This is a genomic window from Mycobacterium sp. Root265 (assembly GCF_001428895.1).
GTDB lineage: Bacteria > Actinomycetota > Actinomycetes > Mycobacteriales > Mycobacteriaceae > Mycobacterium.
Map to the genome: position 1 here is coordinate 1 of NZ_LMJA01000005.1, position 18,973 is coordinate 18,973.

18 protein-coding genes are annotated in these 18,973 nt (G+C 67.7%); 10 read left to right on the top strand and 8 right to left on the bottom strand.

Annotated features, from left to right (window positions below; translation table 11 throughout):
• The first annotated feature begins 269 nt into the window (after nucleotides 1-269).
• Nucleotides 270-1,580, top strand: coding sequence for an HNH endonuclease signature motif containing protein (locus tag ASE48_RS07435; protein ID WP_057166427.1), 1,311 nt, complete (start codon nucleotides 270-272; stop codon nucleotides 1,578-1,580).
• 135 nt (nucleotides 1,581-1,715) lie between these two features.
• Here the strand turns inward: ASE48_RS07435 and ASE48_RS07440 are convergent, their stop codons facing one another.
• Together ASE48_RS07440 and ASE48_RS07445 are read right to left on the bottom strand one after the other, a co-directional pair.
• A complete protein-coding gene (locus ASE48_RS07440; protein ID WP_057166428.1) occupies nucleotides 1,716-2,681 on the bottom strand; it encodes an isopenicillin N synthase family dioxygenase in 966 nt (321 codons plus the stop codon).
• A gap of 22 nt (nucleotides 2,682-2,703) precedes the next feature.
• Nucleotides 2,704-3,882 carry a hypothetical protein gene (locus tag ASE48_RS07445; RefSeq protein ID WP_057166429.1) on the bottom strand — a complete coding sequence of 393 codons (1,179 nt, stop codon included), beginning with the start codon at nucleotides 3,880-3,882 and terminating at the stop codon, nucleotides 2,704-2,706.
• A gap of 338 nt (nucleotides 3,883-4,220) precedes the next feature.
• Here ASE48_RS07445 and ASE48_RS07450 point away from each other — a divergent pair, with 338 nt between their 5' ends.
• From ASE48_RS07450 to ASE48_RS07470, 5 genes are read left to right on the top strand one after another with little or no spacing between them, the layout of a single operon-like run.
• A complete protein-coding gene (locus ASE48_RS07450) occupies nucleotides 4,221-4,943 on the top strand; it encodes an ABC transporter ATP-binding protein (protein WP_235570915.1) in 723 nt (240 codons plus the stop codon).
• On the top strand, nucleotides 4,940-5,827 hold the full coding sequence (locus ASE48_RS07455; RefSeq protein WP_057166431.1) for an ABC transporter permease: 888 nt from the start codon (nucleotides 4,940-4,942) through the stop codon (nucleotides 5,825-5,827). The genes ASE48_RS07450 and ASE48_RS07455 overlap by 4 nt, the downstream gene beginning before the upstream one ends.
• Nucleotides 5,824-6,870 carry an isopenicillin N synthase family dioxygenase gene (locus ASE48_RS07460; protein WP_057166432.1) on the top strand — a complete coding sequence of 349 codons (1,047 nt, stop codon included), beginning with the start codon at nucleotides 5,824-5,826 and terminating at the stop codon, nucleotides 6,868-6,870. Before ASE48_RS07455 ends, ASE48_RS07460 begins: the two co-directional genes overlap by 4 nt.
• A gap of 12 nt (nucleotides 6,871-6,882) precedes the next feature.
• Nucleotides 6,883-7,527, top strand: a complete 645-nt coding sequence (locus ASE48_RS07465; RefSeq protein WP_057166433.1) for a GntR family transcriptional regulator — start codon at nucleotides 6,883-6,885, stop codon at nucleotides 7,525-7,527.
• A gap of 2 nt (nucleotides 7,528-7,529) precedes the next feature.
• Nucleotides 7,530-8,780, top strand: a complete 1,251-nt coding sequence (locus ASE48_RS07470) for an amidohydrolase family protein (protein WP_057166434.1) — start codon at nucleotides 7,530-7,532, stop codon at nucleotides 8,778-8,780.
• Here ASE48_RS07470 and ASE48_RS07475 read toward each other — a convergent pair.
• The 5 genes from ASE48_RS07475 to fadD8 all read right to left on the bottom strand — a co-directional run bounded on the left by ASE48_RS07475 (nucleotide 8,777) and on the right by fadD8 (nucleotide 13,872).
• On the bottom strand, nucleotides 8,777-9,451 hold the full coding sequence (locus ASE48_RS07475) for an HAD family hydrolase (RefSeq protein WP_057166435.1): 675 nt from the start codon (nucleotides 9,449-9,451) through the stop codon (nucleotides 8,777-8,779). The genes ASE48_RS07470 and ASE48_RS07475 overlap by 4 nt on opposite strands.
• A 15-nt stretch (nucleotides 9,452-9,466) precedes the next feature.
• Entirely contained in the window at nucleotides 9,467-10,705 is a 1,239-nt protein-coding gene (locus ASE48_RS07480; RefSeq protein ID WP_057166436.1) for a GNAT family N-acetyltransferase, read from the bottom strand.
• Between the two features lie 10 nt (nucleotides 10,706-10,715).
• Nucleotides 10,716-11,915: an RNA polymerase sigma factor gene (locus tag ASE48_RS07485; RefSeq protein ID WP_057166560.1), complete on the bottom strand. Its 1,200-nt coding sequence runs from the start codon at nucleotides 11,913-11,915 to the stop codon at nucleotides 10,716-10,718.
• Nucleotides 11,916-11,976: 61 nt separating this feature from the next.
• Complete coding sequence (locus ASE48_RS07490) at nucleotides 11,977-12,207, bottom strand: hypothetical protein (protein ID WP_057166437.1); 231 nt, start codon at nucleotides 12,205-12,207, stop codon at nucleotides 11,977-11,979.
• 63 nt (nucleotides 12,208-12,270) lie between these two features.
• Entirely contained in the window at nucleotides 12,271-13,872 is a 1,602-nt protein-coding gene (fadD8, locus tag ASE48_RS07495) for a fatty-acid--CoA ligase FadD8 (protein ID WP_057166438.1), read from the bottom strand.
• Nucleotides 13,873-13,939: 67 nt separating this feature from the next.
• On the opposite strand from fadD8, the gene ASE48_RS07500 reads away from it, so the two are divergent.
• Nucleotides 13,940-14,185, top strand: coding sequence for a DUF3253 domain-containing protein (locus ASE48_RS07500; protein WP_057166439.1), 246 nt, complete (start codon nucleotides 13,940-13,942; stop codon nucleotides 14,183-14,185).
• Here the strand turns inward: ASE48_RS07500 and ASE48_RS07505 are convergent, their stop codons facing one another.
• Nucleotides 14,186-14,644, bottom strand: coding sequence for a YciI family protein (locus ASE48_RS07505; RefSeq protein WP_057166440.1), 459 nt, complete (start codon nucleotides 14,642-14,644; stop codon nucleotides 14,186-14,188).
• Between the two features lie 144 nt (nucleotides 14,645-14,788).
• Between ASE48_RS07505 and ASE48_RS07510 the strand changes: the two genes are divergently transcribed.
• From ASE48_RS07510 to ASE48_RS07520, 3 genes are read left to right on the top strand one after another with little or no spacing between them, the layout of a single operon-like run.
• Nucleotides 14,789-16,411 carry an amidohydrolase gene (locus ASE48_RS07510; protein WP_057166441.1) on the top strand — a complete coding sequence of 541 codons (1,623 nt, stop codon included), beginning with the start codon at nucleotides 14,789-14,791 and terminating at the stop codon, nucleotides 16,409-16,411.
• A 30-nt stretch (nucleotides 16,412-16,441) separates the two neighbouring features.
• Nucleotides 16,442-18,004 (top strand): long-chain-fatty-acid--CoA ligase, encoded by a 1,563-nt coding sequence (locus tag ASE48_RS07515; protein ID WP_057166442.1) that lies wholly within the window; start codon nucleotides 16,442-16,444, stop codon nucleotides 18,002-18,004.
• Nucleotides 17,988-18,956 (top strand): o-succinylbenzoate synthase, encoded by a 969-nt coding sequence (locus tag ASE48_RS07520; protein WP_057166443.1) that lies wholly within the window; start codon nucleotides 17,988-17,990, stop codon nucleotides 18,954-18,956. Before ASE48_RS07515 ends, ASE48_RS07520 begins: the two co-directional genes overlap by 17 nt.
• Nucleotides 18,957-18,973: the final 17 nt, after the last annotated feature.

An 18,973-nucleotide genomic window follows, 5' to 3' on the forward strand; every position in this document is an offset into this window, starting at 1 on the left:
CCGATACTTTCGACTGCCGTGATCTCGTCATCTGACACTCCTTCTGACATGTCGCCAGTCTTACCCCGACGAACATGACAAGAAGTTTGAGTCAGTAGATCGGCGTATGATCGAACATAAGTTCGAATGCGACGTAGCTCCCACATCGCGACGGTGAGCTTCAGACCGCGACTCCGGTCGCCGAAAGGTTCGACGGTCCTACGGGACTGTGCGAGCCGTATTGACTGATCGTGCCCGTTGGGCACCTTCTGTGAAAGTCGGTATCCAGCATGGACGCCACCTATCTCGATACGGTCAATGATGCGCTCATCGATGACCTTGCTGTTGGGCCCCCACCCGCCGACGATGCCGATCGCCGGTTGTTCGATCTGCTGGATAGTCCGCGGCGGGTGCTCGATGAGCAGCCCCTGCTGGCGGTGCTGGCCGCCGCGGTGGTGACACGCAACCTGGCCGATCATGTGATCGCCCAAGCGGTTGCGGCCACTGAGCGGCTCGGGATCCCGGCCCGCAAACACCTACGTTCGGGAGCCGATCTGCTCATGAGTTGTGGTGTGGCGCCCGGCGCGGCGTACCGGGCCACGCGGGTGGGGCGCGCGGCACACACGCTGCCGGCGTTGACCCGGGCGCAGCGACTCGGTGGGGTCGGTATCGAGTTCGCCGACGCCGTCGGCAAAGGAGTCACCCACATCAACAACAGGGTCGCCCTGTCCGAAGAGGAGCGGGCCGGGGTCGTCACCAAACTGATGATCCAGACCACGCCATCGCAGATAGCGGAAAAGGCCCGCGCGATCGCCATCGACAAGGCCGGCGCTCAACCCGAAGACGACCTGTCGGTGCCCGTCGCGGAGAACGCTGACCTCAACGAGATGACTGTGGTGGTCACCGAGGAGGGGCGGGTCGCGGCGACCCTCGATGTGGACGCGTTGACCGGTGAGGAATTGCTCACCGCATTGGACCCGTTGTGCCGGCCAATGCCACTGCCGGACGGATCACCGGACCCACGTCCGGTCGGTAAACGTCGCGCGGACGCCCTCGGGCAGCTGGTGCGCACCTACCTGTCGAACTCGCGGCGCCCAGCGTCGGGTGGGGTGCTTCCGCACGTCACCCTCATCCGGCCCGCCGCAGCAGGATTCGTCGACACCCTCGGTTTCACCGGACCGGTGAGCGCCGATACCGCCGACCTGATCACCTGCGACAGCACCGTCGGGGTAGTGACCGTTGATAGCGCCGGGGCGCCACTCGACGTCGGGCGTAGCGAGCGACTTTTTACGCCCGTGATCCGGAAAGGGTTGGCAGTGCGTGACGGTGGGTGTGCGCATCCAGGATGCGGGTGCCCGGTGTCGTGGTGCGATGCCCACCACATCACCCCGTGGAGCAGCGGAGGCACCACCAGCATCGACAACGGCGTGCTGCTCTGCCGACGCCACCACACCGCGATCCACCACAACGGCTGGCAGGTCTACCTCGGCCCCGACCGCCACCCCTGGTTCATCCCACCCCACAACCCTGGCGAACCCGAGCCGGCGCACCTGCGCTCCCACTCACGACGCACCATGACCGACCTACCCACCGCCGCGTAAACCTTTTGCGTACCTTGACAACTACACAGTGAAACCGCGTAAGCAGCGGGTCCGGCGGCAGATCACGCCGCCGGACCCGCCACCGCGGCTCGATCCCGATTGAAGCTGACGCCGGTGGGCACCAGTGTCGGTCGGCTACCGCGCAAAGTTCGCGCTGATCCGTTGCTGCAGATAATCTTTCGCGCTGATCGGCGGATACTTACCCCCGGGTCCGGCGATCATCACCTCATGGTTGGCCTGGGCGAAGAACGCGATGCTGTAGCGCGCGCCGCGGTGATCTGTCGGTCCGGGGCTCCTGACCCGGTGGAAGTTCGACGGCAGCAGATCGTCACTCCAGCGCATCAGCATGTCGCCGATGTTGCAGGTGATGGCCTCTTCCGAGGGATGTACCGACGTCCACACCTGGGCGTCGCGTTCCTTGCCCGGGCACACCTGCAGGCCTCCTTGACCGTCCCGCTGGAACAGCAGTGTCAGACAGTCGAAGTCGGTATGTGCACCCGCGCGCCACACGCCGGTCAGGTCGGCATCCGCTGGGAGCGCGAAGTAGTGCAACAGGCGCAGTGTGCTCTGGTAGGTCGGTGACGACGGGTCGTGCGCCCGGGTGAAGAAATCCCGGTCGAAACCGAGTTTGCCGGCGAACAGGGACAGTAGCTCCATGGCCAGCGCCCAGCACTTGTGCTCGAAATCGCGGATGGTCGTGGAAAAGTGCGCGAGTTCCTGGTCGCTGGGCCACAACCCGTCCATGTTCGACAACGTGACCTGATAGGACTCCTTCTGATCGGGCACCCCGACGGACGGCCGGATCTGGGTCAGCTGCTCCCAGCCCGAGTTGTACCGCTTGGGCCAGCGGGCCTTGACCTCGTCGGGCAGCGCGAAGAACCGCTCGGACATCGCGAACGCGGCACGTACGTCCGCGAGGTCGATACCGTGATCGACCACCTGGAAGAACCCGATATCGGTTGCTGCGCTCCATAATTCGTCGGCGATCTGGTCACGCCTGGTGGCCAGGTCGGCCAGCGATATCCGTCGCACCTCCCGGTCGCTCTCGGTGCCCAGCGCGCCCATGGCACGTTCGCGCTGCAGTTCGGTCATCTCGACCATGTCGGTGTCTCCTTTGTCGGCGTCAGCTCATCGCGATCGAGGGATCGCTGAACTGGTTGGTGAACAGGTCGTCCGCGGTCATCTCGGCGGGTACGACATTTCCGGTGGTGGCGAGCACGCCGCGCAGATCCTCGACGTTACGGGCGGTCCGGGCGGTGTCGTAGACGCCGAACGACCCGTCGTCCTCGGCGGCCAACAGGCCCTTCTCCACCAGGGTCTGCGCCCCGTAGGCTGCCTCCCCCTCGGTGTAGGGAGAGTAGGTGCTGTCCTGCGCGATGATGTCGACGATGACGGAATTCACCGGTGCGGGCTCGGCCGCGTAGTCGACGCCGGACTGCTGGATGATCGGCACCAGCTTCTCCAGGCACGGCGCGAGTTCGTCGACCCGGTCGGCACGCACCGACATGTTGGATGCGTAGATGTCGTAGCCCGCGTCCTTGACGAGCCCGTAGCCCACCGGCTTGTTCCACGCGGGGGTGTCGTGTTCGTACACGTGGGGCTCGGAGTTGGCGAACCCCTGCTGCACGATGGTGGGATCGCCGACGAAGCGCGCGGGCGAACCGTCGTAGCTGGGGTCGATCTGCGACTGCTTGAGCAGGCCCTTGTCGACCAGCCAGGCGGGGTAGATCTGGCCTTCGGAGGTCACCACGGTGGCATCGGTCTTGCCGATGTCGGCGACGGTCCTGAAGTCGGGGTGGGTGGCCGGATCCCACATCAGGATGGCCGGGCTGTACTTCAGCAACGGGGTGACCCCGACGACCGGCTGCTCGGCGGCGGCGGCGACCAGCATGTCACCGTGCACGATGCCGAGGATCAGCGAGTCATCCAGATAGAGCTGGGACGGCACCGACTGGAAACCGATGGCGGGCCCGCCGGACTTCAGGGTGATGTCGACGCCGGTGTCCAGGCCGCCGGCCACCAGCGGCCCGGTGACCGACTTGTCCTCGGTGTCCACCTGGTAGCCGGGACCGAGCATGCCGAAGACCGCACCCATGTCCGACTGCGGTTGCCACTGCAGTTGGATGCCGATATCGGCGGGGCATACGTCGGCGAGCTGTTGTGCCGCGGGAGCCGGCGCCAGCGAAGCCGCCGGCTCGGAGGCCTGTCCGCCGGGGGACTCGGAGGCCGACGAACAGGCGGTGAAGGTGAAGGAGGCGACGGCGCCGGCGGCGGCCGCACGCCAAAAGGCTGATCGGTTCATGGGTTCCTCGTGACTTCGTCAGTAACGTGGCGGGCAGAGACGGTTGCGCTGCATCGATGGGGCGCATGCAATTACATGCAATCATGGTCACTGTTGCGGCTGTGTAAACGAATCGTCGTGGCACCTCGTGTGGGCAGCTTTCCAGGGCTTTCGGCGGGAATCCTTACCTGCGCTTTACCGCCCGAAATGCGGACGTAATACATGTAATCAACGCTGTAGGCATCCCACAGCGGTCACGCTGCATGTAATGCCAATCTTCGGGAGTTCTAGTGGAACCGGACAGGACCCTTCGCGAGCCCGCCCAGCCGCCCGGCGGGGTCGCCCTCGCCGCCGCGCAGATCGAGTTCAGCGACATCACCAAACGTTTCGACACCGGCACCGTCGCGCTCGATGGAATCGACCTGTCGATCCGGCCCGGCGAGTTCGTTGCCGTGGTCGGTCCGTCCGGGTGCGGCAAGTCGACGCTGTTGCGGATGGCGGCACATCTTGAGCAGCCCACCTCGGGTTCGGTGCGGCTGGGGACCTCGTCGGTGGGCTTCATCTTCCAGGAGCCCACCCTGCTGCCGTGGCGCAGCGTCCGGGCGAACGTCGAGCTGTGCGCGGAGCTCAGCAAGGCCGGTCGCGCCGAGACGAAAAAGCGTGCAGCGGAATCCATCTCAGCGGTCGGATTGGAGGCCTTTGCCGATCAGCTGCCCAGGTCGTTGTCCGGCGGCATGAAGATGCGGGTGTCGATGGCCCGGGCGCTGACGTTGTCGCCGGACGTGCTGCTGCTCGACGAGCCGTTCGGTGCGCTGGACGAAATGACGCGGCTGGAGATGCAGGTCGAACTCCAGCGCCTCTACGCCGACCGGGGTTTCACCGCGATGTTCGTCACGCACTCGGTGTCGGAGGCGGTGTACCTGGCCAACCGCGTCGTGGTGATGACACCGCGGCCGGGTCGCATCGCCGGCATCGTGGACGTGGGGTTCGACTATCCCCGTTCTCCCGAACTGCGTTTCGAGTCACAGTTCATCGATTACACCGCCGAGATCTCGGCACTTCTCCACGGGAGGGCGTCATGACCGTGCTCGGGACCGCGCTGGAAGCGCCGGGCAGGCTGCTGGCCCGCAGGACTGCCGCCGCGCAGTCCGCGCCGGCGGTGGCCAGAGACAGCCGGGGCAGAAAGATCAGCGGCGCCGTGCTTTATCCCTTGTTGTCCCTGGGATTCGGTCTGGCGTTGTGGTCGGCGGTCAGTTACCTGGTCCTCGAACCCCACCGCCGGTTCCTGTTGCCGCCACCGATGGACGTGTTCCGCAACTCGCTGATGGACTGGACCCGGCTGAAGCCGATGCTGGAGGCACTGGCCGTCACCGCGGAGGTCACCCTCATCGGGTTCGCTGTGGCCGCCGTCGTCGGCGTCGGCACGGGAGTGCTGATGTGCCAGGCGAAGTGGCTGGAGAAGATCATCTACCCGTACGCGGTGGTCATCCAGGTCATCCCGATTCTGGCCATCGTGCCGCTGATCGGGCTGTGGATGGGCTACGGCATGGCCGCCCGCACCTTGGTCTGCATGCTGATCGCGGTATTCCCCATCATCACCAACACCCACTTCGGCATCCGGTCGGTGGACCGCGGCATGCACGAATTGTTCACCGTGTCGGGCGCCTCCCGCTGGGACAGGATGGTGAAACTCGAACTGAGAGCGGCTCTTCCGGCGATCATGACCGGGATGCGCACCGGAGCGGGGCTGGTGGTGGTCGGCGCGATCATCGGCGACATGTTCTTCGCAAAAGGTCAACCCGGCATCGGCACCCTGCTCGACGTGTACCGCGCACGGCTGCAGTCCGAGGACCTCGTCGCCGCGATCGTGCTGGCGTCGGTGTTCGGCGTACTGGTGTTCGCCGTGATGGGCGCGATCTCGCGGGTGGCCGTCGGTCGTTGGCACGAGTCAGGGAGTCCGCTGTGAACCGTTTCGTCGTCCCGGTCCTGGATGTCAGCCCGTATGTGGCCGGCCGCAACGCCGCATCCGACCCGGAGTGCGCGGCCGTGGCCGCCGCCTTCGATGCCGCGTGCCGCGAGGTCGGATTCATCCAGATCGTCGGTCACGGCGTCGATCTGGACGCCATCGCCGGTCTGACGGCGGCGCTGGACGAGTTCTTCGGGCTGCCACTGGCGGTGAAACAGGCCTACCGGCGGGATCCGTCGACAAACCGCGGCTATTCGCCCCCGAAGAGCGAATCGCTGAGCATGAGTCTGGGCATCTCGGCCAATCAGATGAACGACTACTACGAGGCCTTCACCATCGGCACCGAGGTGACGTCGTTTCCCGGGTTGAATCTGCCCGAGACCAGTTACGCGCCGAACAACTGGCCCGATGCCGCCCCGGGGTTCCAACCGCAGGTGCAGCATTACTTCGGCCAGGTGCAGGCGCTGGCCCGAACACTGATGGGCACCGTCACCGACGCGTTGGCGTTGCCGCACCGCTACTTCGAATCGATGATCGACCATTCCATCGAGGTGCTGAAGATGAACAACTTCGCGCTCCCCGAAGGCGACCAGCGCTTCGCCGGTGACCTCCAGGGCATGGGCGCGCACACCGATTTCGGGATCCTGACCATCCTGTGGGCCGATCAGGTGCCCGGTCTGCAGGTGCTGGACCGCAGCGGGACGTGGCACGATGTGCAGCCCGCGGACGGCGCCCTGCTGATCAACCTCGGCGACGCCATGGCCCGGTGGACCAACGACCGCTGGCTCTCCACCGTGCACCGTGTCGATCCACCGGTGTTCGACGGCCGGATCCAGCGCAGACGGTCGGCGGCCTTTTTCTTCGACGGCAACCACGATGCGGTCCTGGCGCCGCTGCCGGGCACCGTGGCAGACGGCGAGACCGGCTATGAGCCGATCACCGTCGCGGAGAACATCGCGATGAAGGTCGCGGGTCTGCGCACCGGTGCGGCACCACCGATAGCGTTGCGGGAAGCCGCCCGGGTGTCCGCCGCGGCCGAGTAGGAGGGCACCACCATGACCAGTTCGGACGGTGCCCTGCTCACCGAGTCGGTGCACAGTGCGTTGCAGGAGCTTATTTTCAGTGGTGAATTGGCGCCCGGCAGCCCGCTCAGCGTGCCGGCCCTGGCGGCCCGCCTCAACGTCAGCCGCACGCCGGTACGTGAGGCCGTTCAACAGCTGATCTACGAGGGGCTGGCCACCCACACCCGGAACGCAGGCGCCCGGGTGACCCTGCTGGACGAGGAAGCGGTCAAGTCCGTCTTCGACGTCCGCGAGGTGCTCGACGGATTGGCCGCCCAGAACGCCACCCTCAACGCCAGTCGGGCCACCGTCGAACAGCTGCGCAAAATGGTTCAGGTGCAACGCGAGATGCTCGACGAGTCCGCGGACCGGTTCCGCGACGCGAAACTCGACCTCGAGTTCCACACCCTGATCCGGGACACCGCGCGCAACCGGCCGCTCAGCGATGCGCTGGCACGGCTCGACGGTCAGTCGCACCTGTACCGGTCCGATATGTGGACCGCGGAACTGAACCGCCGCCTGGCGGTAGGTGAGCACGAGCGCATCGTGGCGGCCATCGAGGCCGGCGATGCCGAGGGGGCCCGCGCCGCAGCCTGCGCGCACGTGTCCGGACTGTATGTGCGGACCCGGCGAGGGTGACGATGCCCGTTTCAGAAACAGGGCCGGCGGGACAACAGCTCTCGACGCTGACGAACGCGACGCTGGCCGACGGTTCGGTGGTGGATGTGAGCCTGGGGCGCGACGGCGGGCATGCCGTCGTGGCCGCCGTCCACCCGGCCTCCGGTGCCGGGCACGGCGATGTCCCCGGCGTACTCGATCTCGATGGCTTCGTGCTGCTGACCGCGCCCGCCGAGCCGCACGCCCACCTGGACAAGGCGCTGTCCTGGGACGAACTGCGACCGGAGCCCGGCGACCTGCACCATGCCATCGCCACCTGGAAGGAGGGTTCGCTGCGGTTCGACGAGGAGTCGTTCCGGCGGCGGGCCCGCACGGCGGCATTGATGTTGCTGCGCAATGGAACCACCGCAGTGCGTACCCACGTCGATGTGCTCTACGGCGATGACCCGCTGCGGGGCATCCGCGCCGTGCATGCGGTACGTCGTGAACTGCGCGCCGTGATGGACATTCAGATCGTCGCGTTGATCAAGGCCTATTCGGATGTCGAATTGCTGCACGGCGCACTGGATGCCGGCGCCGACCTGGTGGGAGGGTCCCCGCACAGTGCGCCGGAACCGCTGGCCGAGCTGGATCGCCTGCTCGGTGTCGCCGAGGACCGCGGCGTCGGCACCGATCTGCACACCGACGAATTCCTGGTCGGCGACCACCACACCCTGCCGGGGTACGCCGCCCGGGTGCGCGACTGGCCGGCCGATCGCAACCGCACCGCCAGCCACTGCACCCGGCTGTCGATGATGACGGCCGCTGAACTGGACGAGCTGCTGCCGCAGGTGGTTTCGGCGCGGCTGGGGGTGGTCGCGAACCCGCTGACGAACCTGTCCATCCACGGCCGCGACATCGAGACCGCGACACCGCGCGGGATCACCCCGATGGCGCGCCTGCGCGCCGCCGGTGTGCCGGTGGCCGCCGGCGCCGACAATGTCCGCGACCCCTTCAATCCGCTCGGCCGCAGTGACGCGCTGGAGACCGCGATGCTGGCTGTCGTCGCCGGGCACGTGGACCCCGACGCCGCCATCTCGCTGGTCACCGATGACGCGCGGGCCGTCCTGGGTCTGCCGGCGGCGGGCCCGCGGGTGGGCGCACGCGCCGAACTGCTGGCGGTGCGGGGCACCGGGGTGACCGATGTGATCGCCAACGCCCCGGCCGATCGCATCGTGATCCATGACGGTGTGGTGGTGTCCCGCAGCGAGACCCACACCTGGATGGCGGTTTAGACAGCGAGGCCGTGCGCCCGAAGCGCGGTGACCAGCCCGTCCGGTCGCTGGCCGGTGGGCAGCGGGTCGACCAGCGCGAAGGCGCAACCCACCGCGCGGGCCCCGCCGTCGGCCTCCTCGCTGTCACCGACCATCAGCGCATCGGCGGGCTCGACACCCAGCCGCGCCAGTGCGGTTTCGAAGATCGCCGGGTCCGGCTTGACCGCGCCGACCTCGAAGGACAGCACGTATTCGTCGGCCGCGGTACCGATGGCGACCAGCGCAGGCCGCAGGTCGAAGGCGATGTTGGACACCACCGCCGTCTTGATCCCGGCCTCGCGCAACCCGTTCAGGGCGGCCGCGGTGTCCGGGTACGGCGTCCAGGACGCCGGGTCGACCAGTTTGGGATACAGCGCGGCGGCATCCGCACCGGTGAGCCCGGACTCGCGCAGCACATGTAGATACGCCTCGCGGTGCAGGTGCGGTTCCAGATCGCGGTTGGCCCAATTGTGCTGCTGCTCTTCGGACATCGGCACCGAACTGCCGGTGGGGGCGGTGACCCGGCGCATCAGCTCGGCCTGCACGTGACCGTCCACCGCCTTCTCGTCGACGGTGATGCCGTCGAACCAGCTGTCGTCTTCCTCCAGCCGGAAGAGGGTGCCGGAGAAATCGAAGAGCACGGCGCTGATCACGGGGTGCCATCCTTCCTAGAAGTGGTCGGGGATCGCGGGTGCGACGGGCCAGCCGAAGGCTACCGCGGCCCGCAGCGCCGAGCCCGGGGTGAGTTCGTCGACCAGGCCCGCGGCGACCAGTTGCGTCAGATTGGTGCCACCCAGATAGACGGCGCCGAGGTCGCGCGCGGAGATCGCGATGTCGGCCGGCGCGTCGGTGCTTTCGCAGGCGGCGTCGTGGAGGCCACCCCGCAGCCGGTAGCGGCCGGTGTTCCACGGGCAGAACGCGTCCCGCACCTCCAGCACGATGTCGACGGGTGCGGCATACCGGCGCAGCGCCAGCGCGCGGCCCACGTCGACCAACCGCACGAAGATGCCGTCGACAACCTCGCATTGCAGTGCACGCTGGTCGGCCGGCAGGTAGCGCACCGGCTCGTCCACCGCCGCCCCGTCGTACTTGATGCTGCGGACCAGGTCGATATCCAGCAGGAAACGCCAGATACGGGCGTAGGCGCGTGGATTGGTGGCGCGCACCTCCTCGATGTGCAGGGTGCCGTTGGGCCCGGTCGCCGCCCAGTCGGACTTGGGCCGGTAGATCGCGAAACCGCTCGGGGTGCCGTCGGGTTCGTGGTGCAGGGCGAACCGGATCCGGCCGCTGTCCTTGCGCCGTTCGTCGTTGTCGTGGATGTGGTAGTCCCACCACGGGCGCGGCCGGTCCATCCGGCCGGGTAGGCCCGCGATCGCCCGGTCGTAGATCGCCGGGCCGTGGGCCAGCAGTGTCGCGGCGTCGGTCTCGGTCACGCTTCCGTCGCCGAGGTCGACCTCCGGCCGGAATCCCAGGTCGCGTACCTGGCCGGTCAACACGGTGTTCTGGCTGGCCAGCCCGTAGCCGAATCGGCCGTAGATCATGGTCTCGGAGGCGAACAGCATGGCCAGGGCCTCGGTGCCGCGGGCCCGGATGCCGTCGAGCTGGTAGCGCATCATCTGCGTCAACAGTCCCTGGCGACGGTGCGACGGTGACACGGTGACGGCGGTGACCGCGGCGACGGGCACCAGCGCACCGCCGGGCAGGATCACCTGCTTGCGGTAGTCGCCGGCCGTGGAGGCCCACCGGGTCCCGTCATGGAAACCGAACATCCGGTCCAGGTCGGTGATGGTTCGGGACAGCTCGGTCTCGTCGGGTCGCGGATCCTTCAGGAACACCGAGTACAGCGCATGGTCGAAGGTCACGAAATCGTCGTCGTCGCGGACGGTGCGCAGGGTCAGGTCAACCACATGCTCATGTCTACCGTGCCGCCCCCTGTGAGCGCGCGGCCTTTTTCTCCAGTACGCCGCGTTCGCGCTCGTTGGCGGTCAGGCCGGCCGCGGCGGTGAACTCGGCGGCGGCCTCGGCGTCGCGGCCGAGCCGCGCCAGCAGTTCACCGCGCACACTGGGCAGCAGGTGGGAGCCGTCGAGCCCGTCGATGGCATCGACGATCAGCAGTGCCGCCGCCGGCCCCTCGGACATCGCGACGGCCACCGCCCGGTTCAGTTCGACGATCGGGGATCCGGCGATCTGCAGCAACGCGTCATAGAGCGCCACGATGCGGGCCCAGTCCGTGTCGGCGGCCGTCGGCGCCACGGCATGGCATTCCGCCAGCGCGGCCTGCAGAGCGTAGGGGCCCCAGCCGCGCTGCCCGCGGGCCTGGTCGGCGCGCTGCATGGCGGTGACACCCCGACGGATCTGGGCGCGGTCCCAGCGGGTGCGGTCCTGGTCCTCCAGCAGGATCGGATTGCCGTGTGCGTCGGCGCGGGCGGCGAACCGCGACGCCTGGAATTCCATCAGCGCCACCAGGGCGTGCACCTCCGGTTCGGTCGGGGTCAGCGCCTGCAGTATCCGCCCCAGACGCAAAGCCTCACTGCACAATTCGTCGCGGATCCAGCGCTGTCCGGCAGAGGCCGCGTAGCCCTCGTTGTAGATCAGATAGATCACCGCCAGCACCGCGGACAGTCGCGAACCGAACTCGGCGCGGTCGGGCACCTCGAACGCGGTCCCGGCCAGTGTCTTCTTGGCGCGGGTAATCCGCGCGGCCACCGTAGCCTTGGAGGTCAGCAACGCCCGGGCGATCTCGTCGGTGCTCAGCCCGCCGACGACCCGCAGGGTCAGCGCGATCTGCGATTCGCGGGTCAGCGAGGGGTGGGCGGCGATGAACACCAGCCGCAGCACGTCATCGTCGATGCGATCGGGATCCCACGCGTCCTCGACGCGATCCTCGAGTTCACGCGCCAGCACCGCGTACTTGGTGTCCAGGTTGTCCTGCCGGCGCCACAGGTCGATGGCCTTGCGTTTGGCGACGGTGGTCAGCCAGGCCCCGGCGTTACGGGGCACGCCGGTGGACGGCCACTGCGCCAGGGCGTCCACCAGAGCTTCCTGCGCCAGATCCTCGGCGAGTCCCACATCGCCGAACGCGCGGGTCAGGGTGGCGACGATCTTGGCGGCTTCCATCCGCCAGACGGCATCGACGGTGTCGCGCAGGTCGGTGTCTGCCACGCCGCCACGCTAGCGCCTAGGTGGCGTCGTGGTCCTGCGCGTCGGCGCTGAAGAAGAACATGCTGGCCACGAAACTGGTCAGCGAGAGCAGGCCGGCACCCAGCGACAGGCCAATGTTGTCGAATCCGAAGGTGCCGACGGACATCGCGAACCCGACGATGGCGATCATGCTCAGGAAGAGCGCCCAGGTGCTGAGCGCTTCCGAGGTGCGGGCGGGTGCTGCGGCGACAGCGGTGCGGTCGTCCATCGGGCGGGTCCTATCTGGGCGAAGCTACGTGGTCAGCGCATCTGTACCCCGCTTCGCCTCCCGCTAACCCACCGAACGTCCTGCGCCCTCCCAGAACTGCGCGCGGACGGCCTTCTTGTCGGGCTTGCCCAGCGCGGTGATCGGCACCGAATCGACGACGACGACCTGCTTGGGTACCTGTACCGATCCCTTGCGCTCCTTCACCGACGCCTGGATCTCGGCGATCATGGTCGTCACCGCATCCTCGGACGTGTCGGCGTCGGGCCGCAGCACCACCACCGCGGTCACCGCCTCGCCCCACTTCTCGTCGGGGGTGCCGATGACACACACCTGGGCGACCGACGGATGTTCGGCCACAACATCTTCGACCTCGCGCGGGAAGACGTTGAAACCTCCGGTGACGATCATGTCCTTGGTGCGGTCGACGATGAAGTAGAAGCCGTCCTCGTCCTCGCGGGCCAGGTCGCCGGTGTGCATCCAGCCGCCCTTGAAGGTGTCGGCGGTCGCCTCGGGCAGGTTCCAGTAGCCACCGGACAGCAGGGGACCGGCCACGCAGATCTCACCGACCTCGCCCTGGGGCACCGGCTGGCCGTCCTCGCCGAGCAGCGCCACCTTCGCGAACAGGGTGGGCCGCCCGCAGGAGGTCAGCCGCTTCTCGTCGTGATCCTTCTTGGACAGGTAGGTGATCACCATCGGCGCCTCGGACTGCCCGTAGTACTGGGCGAAGATCGGCCCGAACCGCCGGATCGCCTCGGCCAGGCGCACCGGGTTCATCGCCGAGGCGCCGTAGTACACGGTCTCCAGCGAGGACAGGTCGCGGGTGTGGCTGTCGGGGTGGTCCATCAGCGCGTAGATCATCGACGGCACCAGCATCGTCGCGGTGATCTTCTGCTCTTCGATCACCCGCAGCACCTCGGCGGGATCGAACTTCGTCAGCACGATCAGCTCGCCACCCTTGACGATGACCGGGGTGAAGAACGCCGCGCCGGCATGCGATAGCGGCGTGCACATCAGGAAGCGGGGATTCTCCGGCCATTCCCATTCGGCCAGCTGCACGGTCGTCATCGTGGTGATCGACTGGGTCGTGCCGATGACGCCCTTGGGCTTGCCGGTGGTGCCGCCGGTGTAGGTCAGGCCGCCGATGTGATCGGCGGGCAGGTCCGCAGCGACCAGCGGTTGCGGCGCGTACTTGGCGGCTTCGGCGCTGAGGTCGGTGGCCACATCGGCGAGCTCTTCCGGGACCGGTCCGATGGTCAGCACCTGCTTGAGCGAGGGCACCTTCTCCAGCAGTCCCAGCGCGCGCTCGGTGAACATCGGGTTGGGGTCGATGATCAGCGAGGTGACCCCGGCGTCGGACAGCACGTAGGCGTGATCGTCCAGCGAGCCGAGAGGGTGTAGTGCCGTGCGGCGGAAGCCCTGGGTCTGGCCGGCGCCGATGATCATCAGCACCTCGGGACGGTTGAGCGAGAGCAGCCCGACGGCGGCGCCGGTTCCCGCCCCGAGGGCCTCGAAGGCCTGAATGTACTGGCTGATGCGGTCGGCGAGCTCGCCGCCGGTCAGCGTGGTGTCCCCGAGGAACAGCACGGGACGGTTCTTGTGGCGCTTCAGCGCGCCGACGGTGAGGTGGCCGGAGTGCTGGAAATGGCGGAGATGCTCGTCACTCATAGCTTCAGATTAGAACGTGTTACAGAATTGCTGGCAAGGGCCGCCCGATTCGGCTTGACTGGACGGGGTGAACCACGACATCCGCGCCGCGATCCTGTCGCTGGCCCGCGAACGCGGACCGGACAAGACGATCTGCCCCTCGGATGCCGCCCGCGCGGTGGGCGGGCAGCAGTGGCGCGACCTGATGGACGACGCCCGCGCGGAAGCGCGAGCGCTGGCCAGGCGCGGTGAGGTCGAGATCAGCCAGCGGGGTGAGGTGCTCGACCCGGACGCGCAGTGGCGCGGACCCGTGCGGATCCGCGCCACATCCTGATCAGCGGTCAGCGGCCTCCCGTGCCGCCTTCGCGATCTTCTCGGCCAGATCCGCCTTCCACTGGATCTCCTTCTGGATCCAGGGGTTGTCCGCGGCGAACTCCTCGATCTCGCTGACGCGGCGCACCTCCAGCTTCACGCCGGGACCGAGCGGGCACTTGCGCGCCCATTGCTTGGCCTCCTCGGCCGATGACGTCTCGATGATCCAGAACCCGTTGAACAGCTCCTTGGCCTCGGCGTACGGGCCGTCGGTCACCACCGGCGGGTCGGAATCGAAATCGACGACGAAGCCCTCCTCGGGTCCGGTGAGTCCCTCACCGGCCAGCATCACGCCCGCCTTGATGAGTTCCTCGTTGTAGCGGCCCATCGACGCGATGATCTCGTCGAAGTCGATCCCGGCCATGGCGGCCTCGGCGGCGGCGGGATCGGCGACTCGCATGATCAGCATGTAGCGCGACATCTCGGTGTCTCCTTCTATTCGGGAAGGGGCACGTCGATCGTGCCCTCATGGATACGTCGAACGGAACCCACACAGAATCGACACGCGCCGCGAACTTTTCTCATCGCGCAGTCCGGTCGCCCGCCGCGAACTAGCCTTTGCGGGATGACCAGCCCACAGCAGCCGGCCGATCTGATCATCACAGGAACCATCCTCACCGTCGACGACGCGCTGCCCACCGCGCGCAATCTGGCCGTCGCCTACGGGCGGATCGCCGCGGTGGACCTGCCCGACGACGAACTGCCGCACTGGATCGGGCCGGACACCATTGTGGTCTCGGTGGGCGAGGGCTGCGTGCTGCCCGGTTTCGTTGAGGCGCACGGGCATCCGTTGATGGAGGCGGTGGCGCTGTCGGACCGGATGGTCGACATCCGGCCGGTGACGCTGCCGTCCACCGATGACGTCGTCGCGGCAGTGCACACCGAGGTGGCCCGGCGCGGTGCCGAGGGTGCCTATCTGAACGGCTGGGATCCGCTGCTGCAGAAAGGGTTACCGGAGCCGACGCTGGAATGGCTGAACGGTGTCGCCGACACCCCGCTGGTGATCATGCACAACTCCGGGCACAAGGCCTTCTTCAACTCGGCGGCGGCCCTGGCGGTGGGGATCAGCCGCGACACCCCGGACCCCAAGGGCGCCCGGTACGGTCGTGACGACAACGGCGACCTGGACGGCTCCGCGGAGGAATCGGCGGCGGTGTTTCCGCTGATCGGTGGCGCCATCTCGGTGGGGGACTACCCGGCGATGCTGATGGCCGAATGCGACCGCCTCAACCGGGCCGGCCTGACCACCTGTTCGGAGATGGCGTTCGACCCGATGTTCCGGCCGATGCTGGAGGCTCTGCACGATCGGCTGACGGTGCGGCTGCGCACCTATGAGATGTCCACCGCCGAACTGCACACCGATGCCAGCCCGTTCGACGGTGACGATGTGGTGCGCCAGGTCGGTATCAAGATCTGGGTGGACGGTTCGCCGTGGATCGGCAACATCGACCTGAGTTTCCCGTACCTGGACACCGACGCCACCCGCAGCATCGGCGTGATCCCCGGCTCGTGCGGGCACGCCAACTACACCCGCGAGCAGCTGGCCGAGATCGTCGGGACCTTCTACCCGAAGGGCTGGCAGATGGCCTGCCATGTGCAGGGCGATGCCGGCGTCGACACCATCCTGGATGTCTACGAGGAGGCCTTGCGCGCCCACCCGCGCGATGACCACCGGCTGCGGCTGGAGCACGTCGGCGCCATCACCGACGCGCAGCTGGCCCGGGCCCATGCGCTCGGGGTGACCTGCAGCCTGTTCGTCGACCAGTTGCACTACTGGGGTGATGTCATCGTCGACGGGCTCTTCGGGCCGGAACACGGCGAGCGGTGGATGCCGTGCGGTTCGGCGGTGGCGACCGGGATGCGCATCTCGCTGCACAACGATCCGCCGGTGACACCCGAAGAGCCGCTGCGCAATATCAGCGTGGCCGCGACGCGGCGGGCGCCCAGCGGCCGGGTGCTCGCACCGCAGGAGCGGCTCACGGTGGAGCAGGCCATCCGGGCGCAGACCCTCGACGCCGCCTACCAGTTGTTCGCCGACGACCGCATCGGCTCGATCAAGGTCGGCAAGTATGCCGATCTCGTTGTGCTGTCGGCAGATCCGCGCGCAGTGGACCCCGAGGAGATCGCCGATCTGGAAGTCCGGGCCACCTATATGGCGGGTCGGCAGGTTCATCCGAAACCCGCGTGAGGGCGTTGCCGGCGTGGCAGGCTGTCGGACATGTCTGACCTGGCAGTCCCACGGTTCCTCGACGAGCGCGTCGCCCACTGGGCGGCCACCAAACCCGATGACGAGGCAGTCACTTATCTGAGCCGGAGTTGGACCTGGGCGCAGTGGGATGACCGCGTCCGCCGGGCCGCCGGCGCGCTGGCCGACCGCGGTGTCGGGCGGGGTGATGTGGTCGCCTTCCTGGACAAGAATCACCCGGCGTGTGTGGAGGTGACCCTCGGTGCGGCCTCGCTGGGGGCGGCGACCGCGATCGTGAACTTCCGGCTGGCCGCCGACGAGATCGACTATGTGCTCAACGATTCCGGGGCCAAGGTGCTCTTCGTGGGGGAGGAACTGCTGGCGGCGGTGACCGCGATCAGGGACCGGTTGCCCGGGGTCGCCGATGTCATCGAGGTCAAGCCCGAGGGTGACGACGAGTACGAGGCGGTGCTGGCCGCGGCCACCCCGGTGCCACGGTGCGCCGATGTGGAGTCCGACGACACCGCCATCGTGATGTATTCGTCGGGAACCACCGGAAAGCCCAAGGGTGTCGCGCTCACCCACGCCAATGTCATCGCCCACACCGTCAACGCGTTCGACGAGTGGCCGTTCGACGAGGGGGACAAGAACCTGGTGGCGATGCCGCTGTTCCACGTCGGCGGCACGTCCTACATGCAGATCGGGCTGTACAACGGCGTGCCGAGCTACATGACACGCGATGTCGACGGCGCCGCGCTGGCCACCGGGATCCTGGCCGGCGCGAACCGGACGTTCCTGGTGCCCGCGGTGCTGGCCAAGGTGCTGGAGGCCGGCCCGGATGCGGTCAAGCTGTTCGGGGCGCTGAAGACCTACGCCTACGGGGCGTCACCGATGCCACTGCCGTTGCTACGGGAGGCGCTCAAGGCCTGGCCGGACACCGATTTCATCCAGGTGTACGGGCTGACCGAGGTGTGCGGTGTGGTCACGCGGCTGGGCCCCGAGGACCACCGTTCCGGTGATGAAGAGCGGATCATCAGCGCAGGAAAACCGATTCCCGGTGTCGAGGTGCGCTTCGTCGATCCGGACACCCTGCAGGATGTCGAGGCCGGCAAGCAGGGTGAATTATGGTTCCGCACAACACAGTTGATGAAGGGATACCTGAACAGGCCGGAGGCCACCGCGGAGGCGGTCACCGAGGACGGCTGGTTCCGCACCGGTGACATCGGTCGGATGGATCCCGACGGCTATGTCTTCGTGGAGGACCGGATCAAGGACATGATCATCACCGGCGGTGAGAACGTGTACTCGATCGAGGTCGAGCGGATCCTGGCCGAGCATCCGGCGGTCATCGAGGTCGCGGTGTTCGGTGTGCCCGACGAGAAGTGGGGTGAGGCGGTCAAGGCCGTGGTGGCCCTGGAGGGTGACGGTGTTGCCGAAGCCGAGCTGATCGCCTGGGCTCGTGAGCATCTGGCCGCCTACAAATGCCCCAAGACCGTCGATATCATTGACGCGCTGCCGCGTAATCCCACCGGCAAGATCCTGAAGAAGGATCTGAGGCAACCGCACTGGGAGGGTCGCGATCGCGCCACCGTTTGAGTGCCCGCCGCTCGACGATCTGCTGGATCGTCTGCACGTCGTCGCGCTGCCCATGCGGGTGCGCTTCCGCGGTATCACCGTTCGCGAGGTGGCGCTGTTCGACGGCCCGGCCGGTTGGGGCGAGTTCGGTGCCTTCGGTGAGTACGGGCCGCCCGAGGCGGCGCACTGGCTGCTGTCGGCCATCGAGGCCGCCTACCGGAAGCCACCGGTGCCGCTGCGTGACCGCATCCCGGTCAACGCTACCGTTCCCGCCGTCGAACCGGAGCGGGTGCCCGAGGTGCTGGCCCGCTTCCCGGGGGCGCAGACCGCGAAGGTGAAGGTCGCCGAGCCCGGGCAGACGCTGGCCGATGACATTGCGCGGGTCGAGGCGGTGCGTGCGGCGGTGCCGAAGGTGCGCGTCGACGCCAACGGCGGCTGGAGTGTGGCCGAGGCGGTGGCCGCGGCCGGCGTGCTCGGTCCGCTGGAGTACCTCGAACAGCCGTGTGCCACGGTCGAAGAGCTCGCCACGCTGCGGCGGCAGATCGACGTCCCGATCGCGGCGGACGAATCGATTCGCAAGGCCGCCGACCCTTTTCGGGTGGTCGCGCTGGGGGCAGCCGATATCGCGGTGGTGAAGGTCGCGCCGCTGGGCGGGGTGGATCCGCTGCTGGTGATCGCGGCCCGGATCGGTATTCCGGTGGTGGTGTCGAGTGCGCTGGACAGTGCGGTCGGTATGTCGCGGGGGTTGCTGGCCGCGGCCTGCCTGCCCGAGCTGCCCTACGCCTGCGGTCTGGGCACGGGTGGGCTGTTCGTCGAGGATGTCGTCGACCCGGTAGCGCCCGTGGACGGCTACCTGCCGGTCGGCCCGGTGATCCCGGACCCGGCCCGGTTGGCTGGGCTGGCGGCGCCTGCGGACCGGCGGCAGTGGTGGATCGACCGGATCCGCGCCTGCTACCCGCTCTCATATAAGTAGGCGCCTACTCTGCTCGG

Bases quoted from the DNA above. Each gene is read 5' to 3' on its own strand.
- ASE48_RS07435 (WP_057166427.1), top strand. From the start codon at position 270: ATGGACGCCACCTATCTCGATACGGTCAATGATGCGCTCATCGATGAC.
- ASE48_RS07510 (WP_057166441.1), top strand. From the start codon at position 14,789: ATGACCAGCCCACAGCAGCCGGCCGATCTGATCATCACAGGAACCATC.
- ASE48_RS07440 (WP_057166428.1), bottom strand. From the start codon at position 2,681: ATGGTCGAGATGACCGAACTGCAGCGCGAACGTGCCATGGGCGCGCTG.
- ASE48_RS07445 (WP_057166429.1), bottom strand. From the start codon at position 3,882: ATGAACCGATCAGCCTTTTGGCGTGCGGCCGCCGCCGGCGCCGTCGCC.
- ASE48_RS07490 (WP_057166437.1), bottom strand. From the start codon at position 12,207: ATGGACGACCGCACCGCTGTCGCCGCAGCACCCGCCCGCACCTCGGAA.
- ASE48_RS07455 (WP_057166431.1), top strand. From the start codon at position 4,940: ATGACCGTGCTCGGGACCGCGCTGGAAGCGCCGGGCAGGCTGCTGGCC.
- ASE48_RS07515 (WP_057166442.1), top strand. From the start codon at position 16,442: ATGTCTGACCTGGCAGTCCCACGGTTCCTCGACGAGCGCGTCGCCCAC.
- ASE48_RS07470 (WP_057166434.1), top strand. From the start codon at position 7,530: ATGCCCGTTTCAGAAACAGGGCCGGCGGGACAACAGCTCTCGACGCTG.
- ASE48_RS07465 (WP_057166433.1), top strand. From the start codon at position 6,883: ATGACCAGTTCGGACGGTGCCCTGCTCACCGAGTCGGTGCACAGTGCG.
- ASE48_RS07505 (WP_057166440.1), bottom strand. From the start codon at position 14,644: ATGTCGCGCTACATGCTGATCATGCGAGTCGCCGATCCCGCCGCCGCC.
- fadD8 (WP_057166438.1), bottom strand. From the start codon at position 13,872: ATGAGTGACGAGCATCTCCGCCATTTCCAGCACTCCGGCCACCTCACC.
- ASE48_RS07485 (WP_057166560.1), bottom strand. From the start codon at position 11,915: ATGGAAGCCGCCAAGATCGTCGCCACCCTGACCCGCGCGTTCGGCGAT.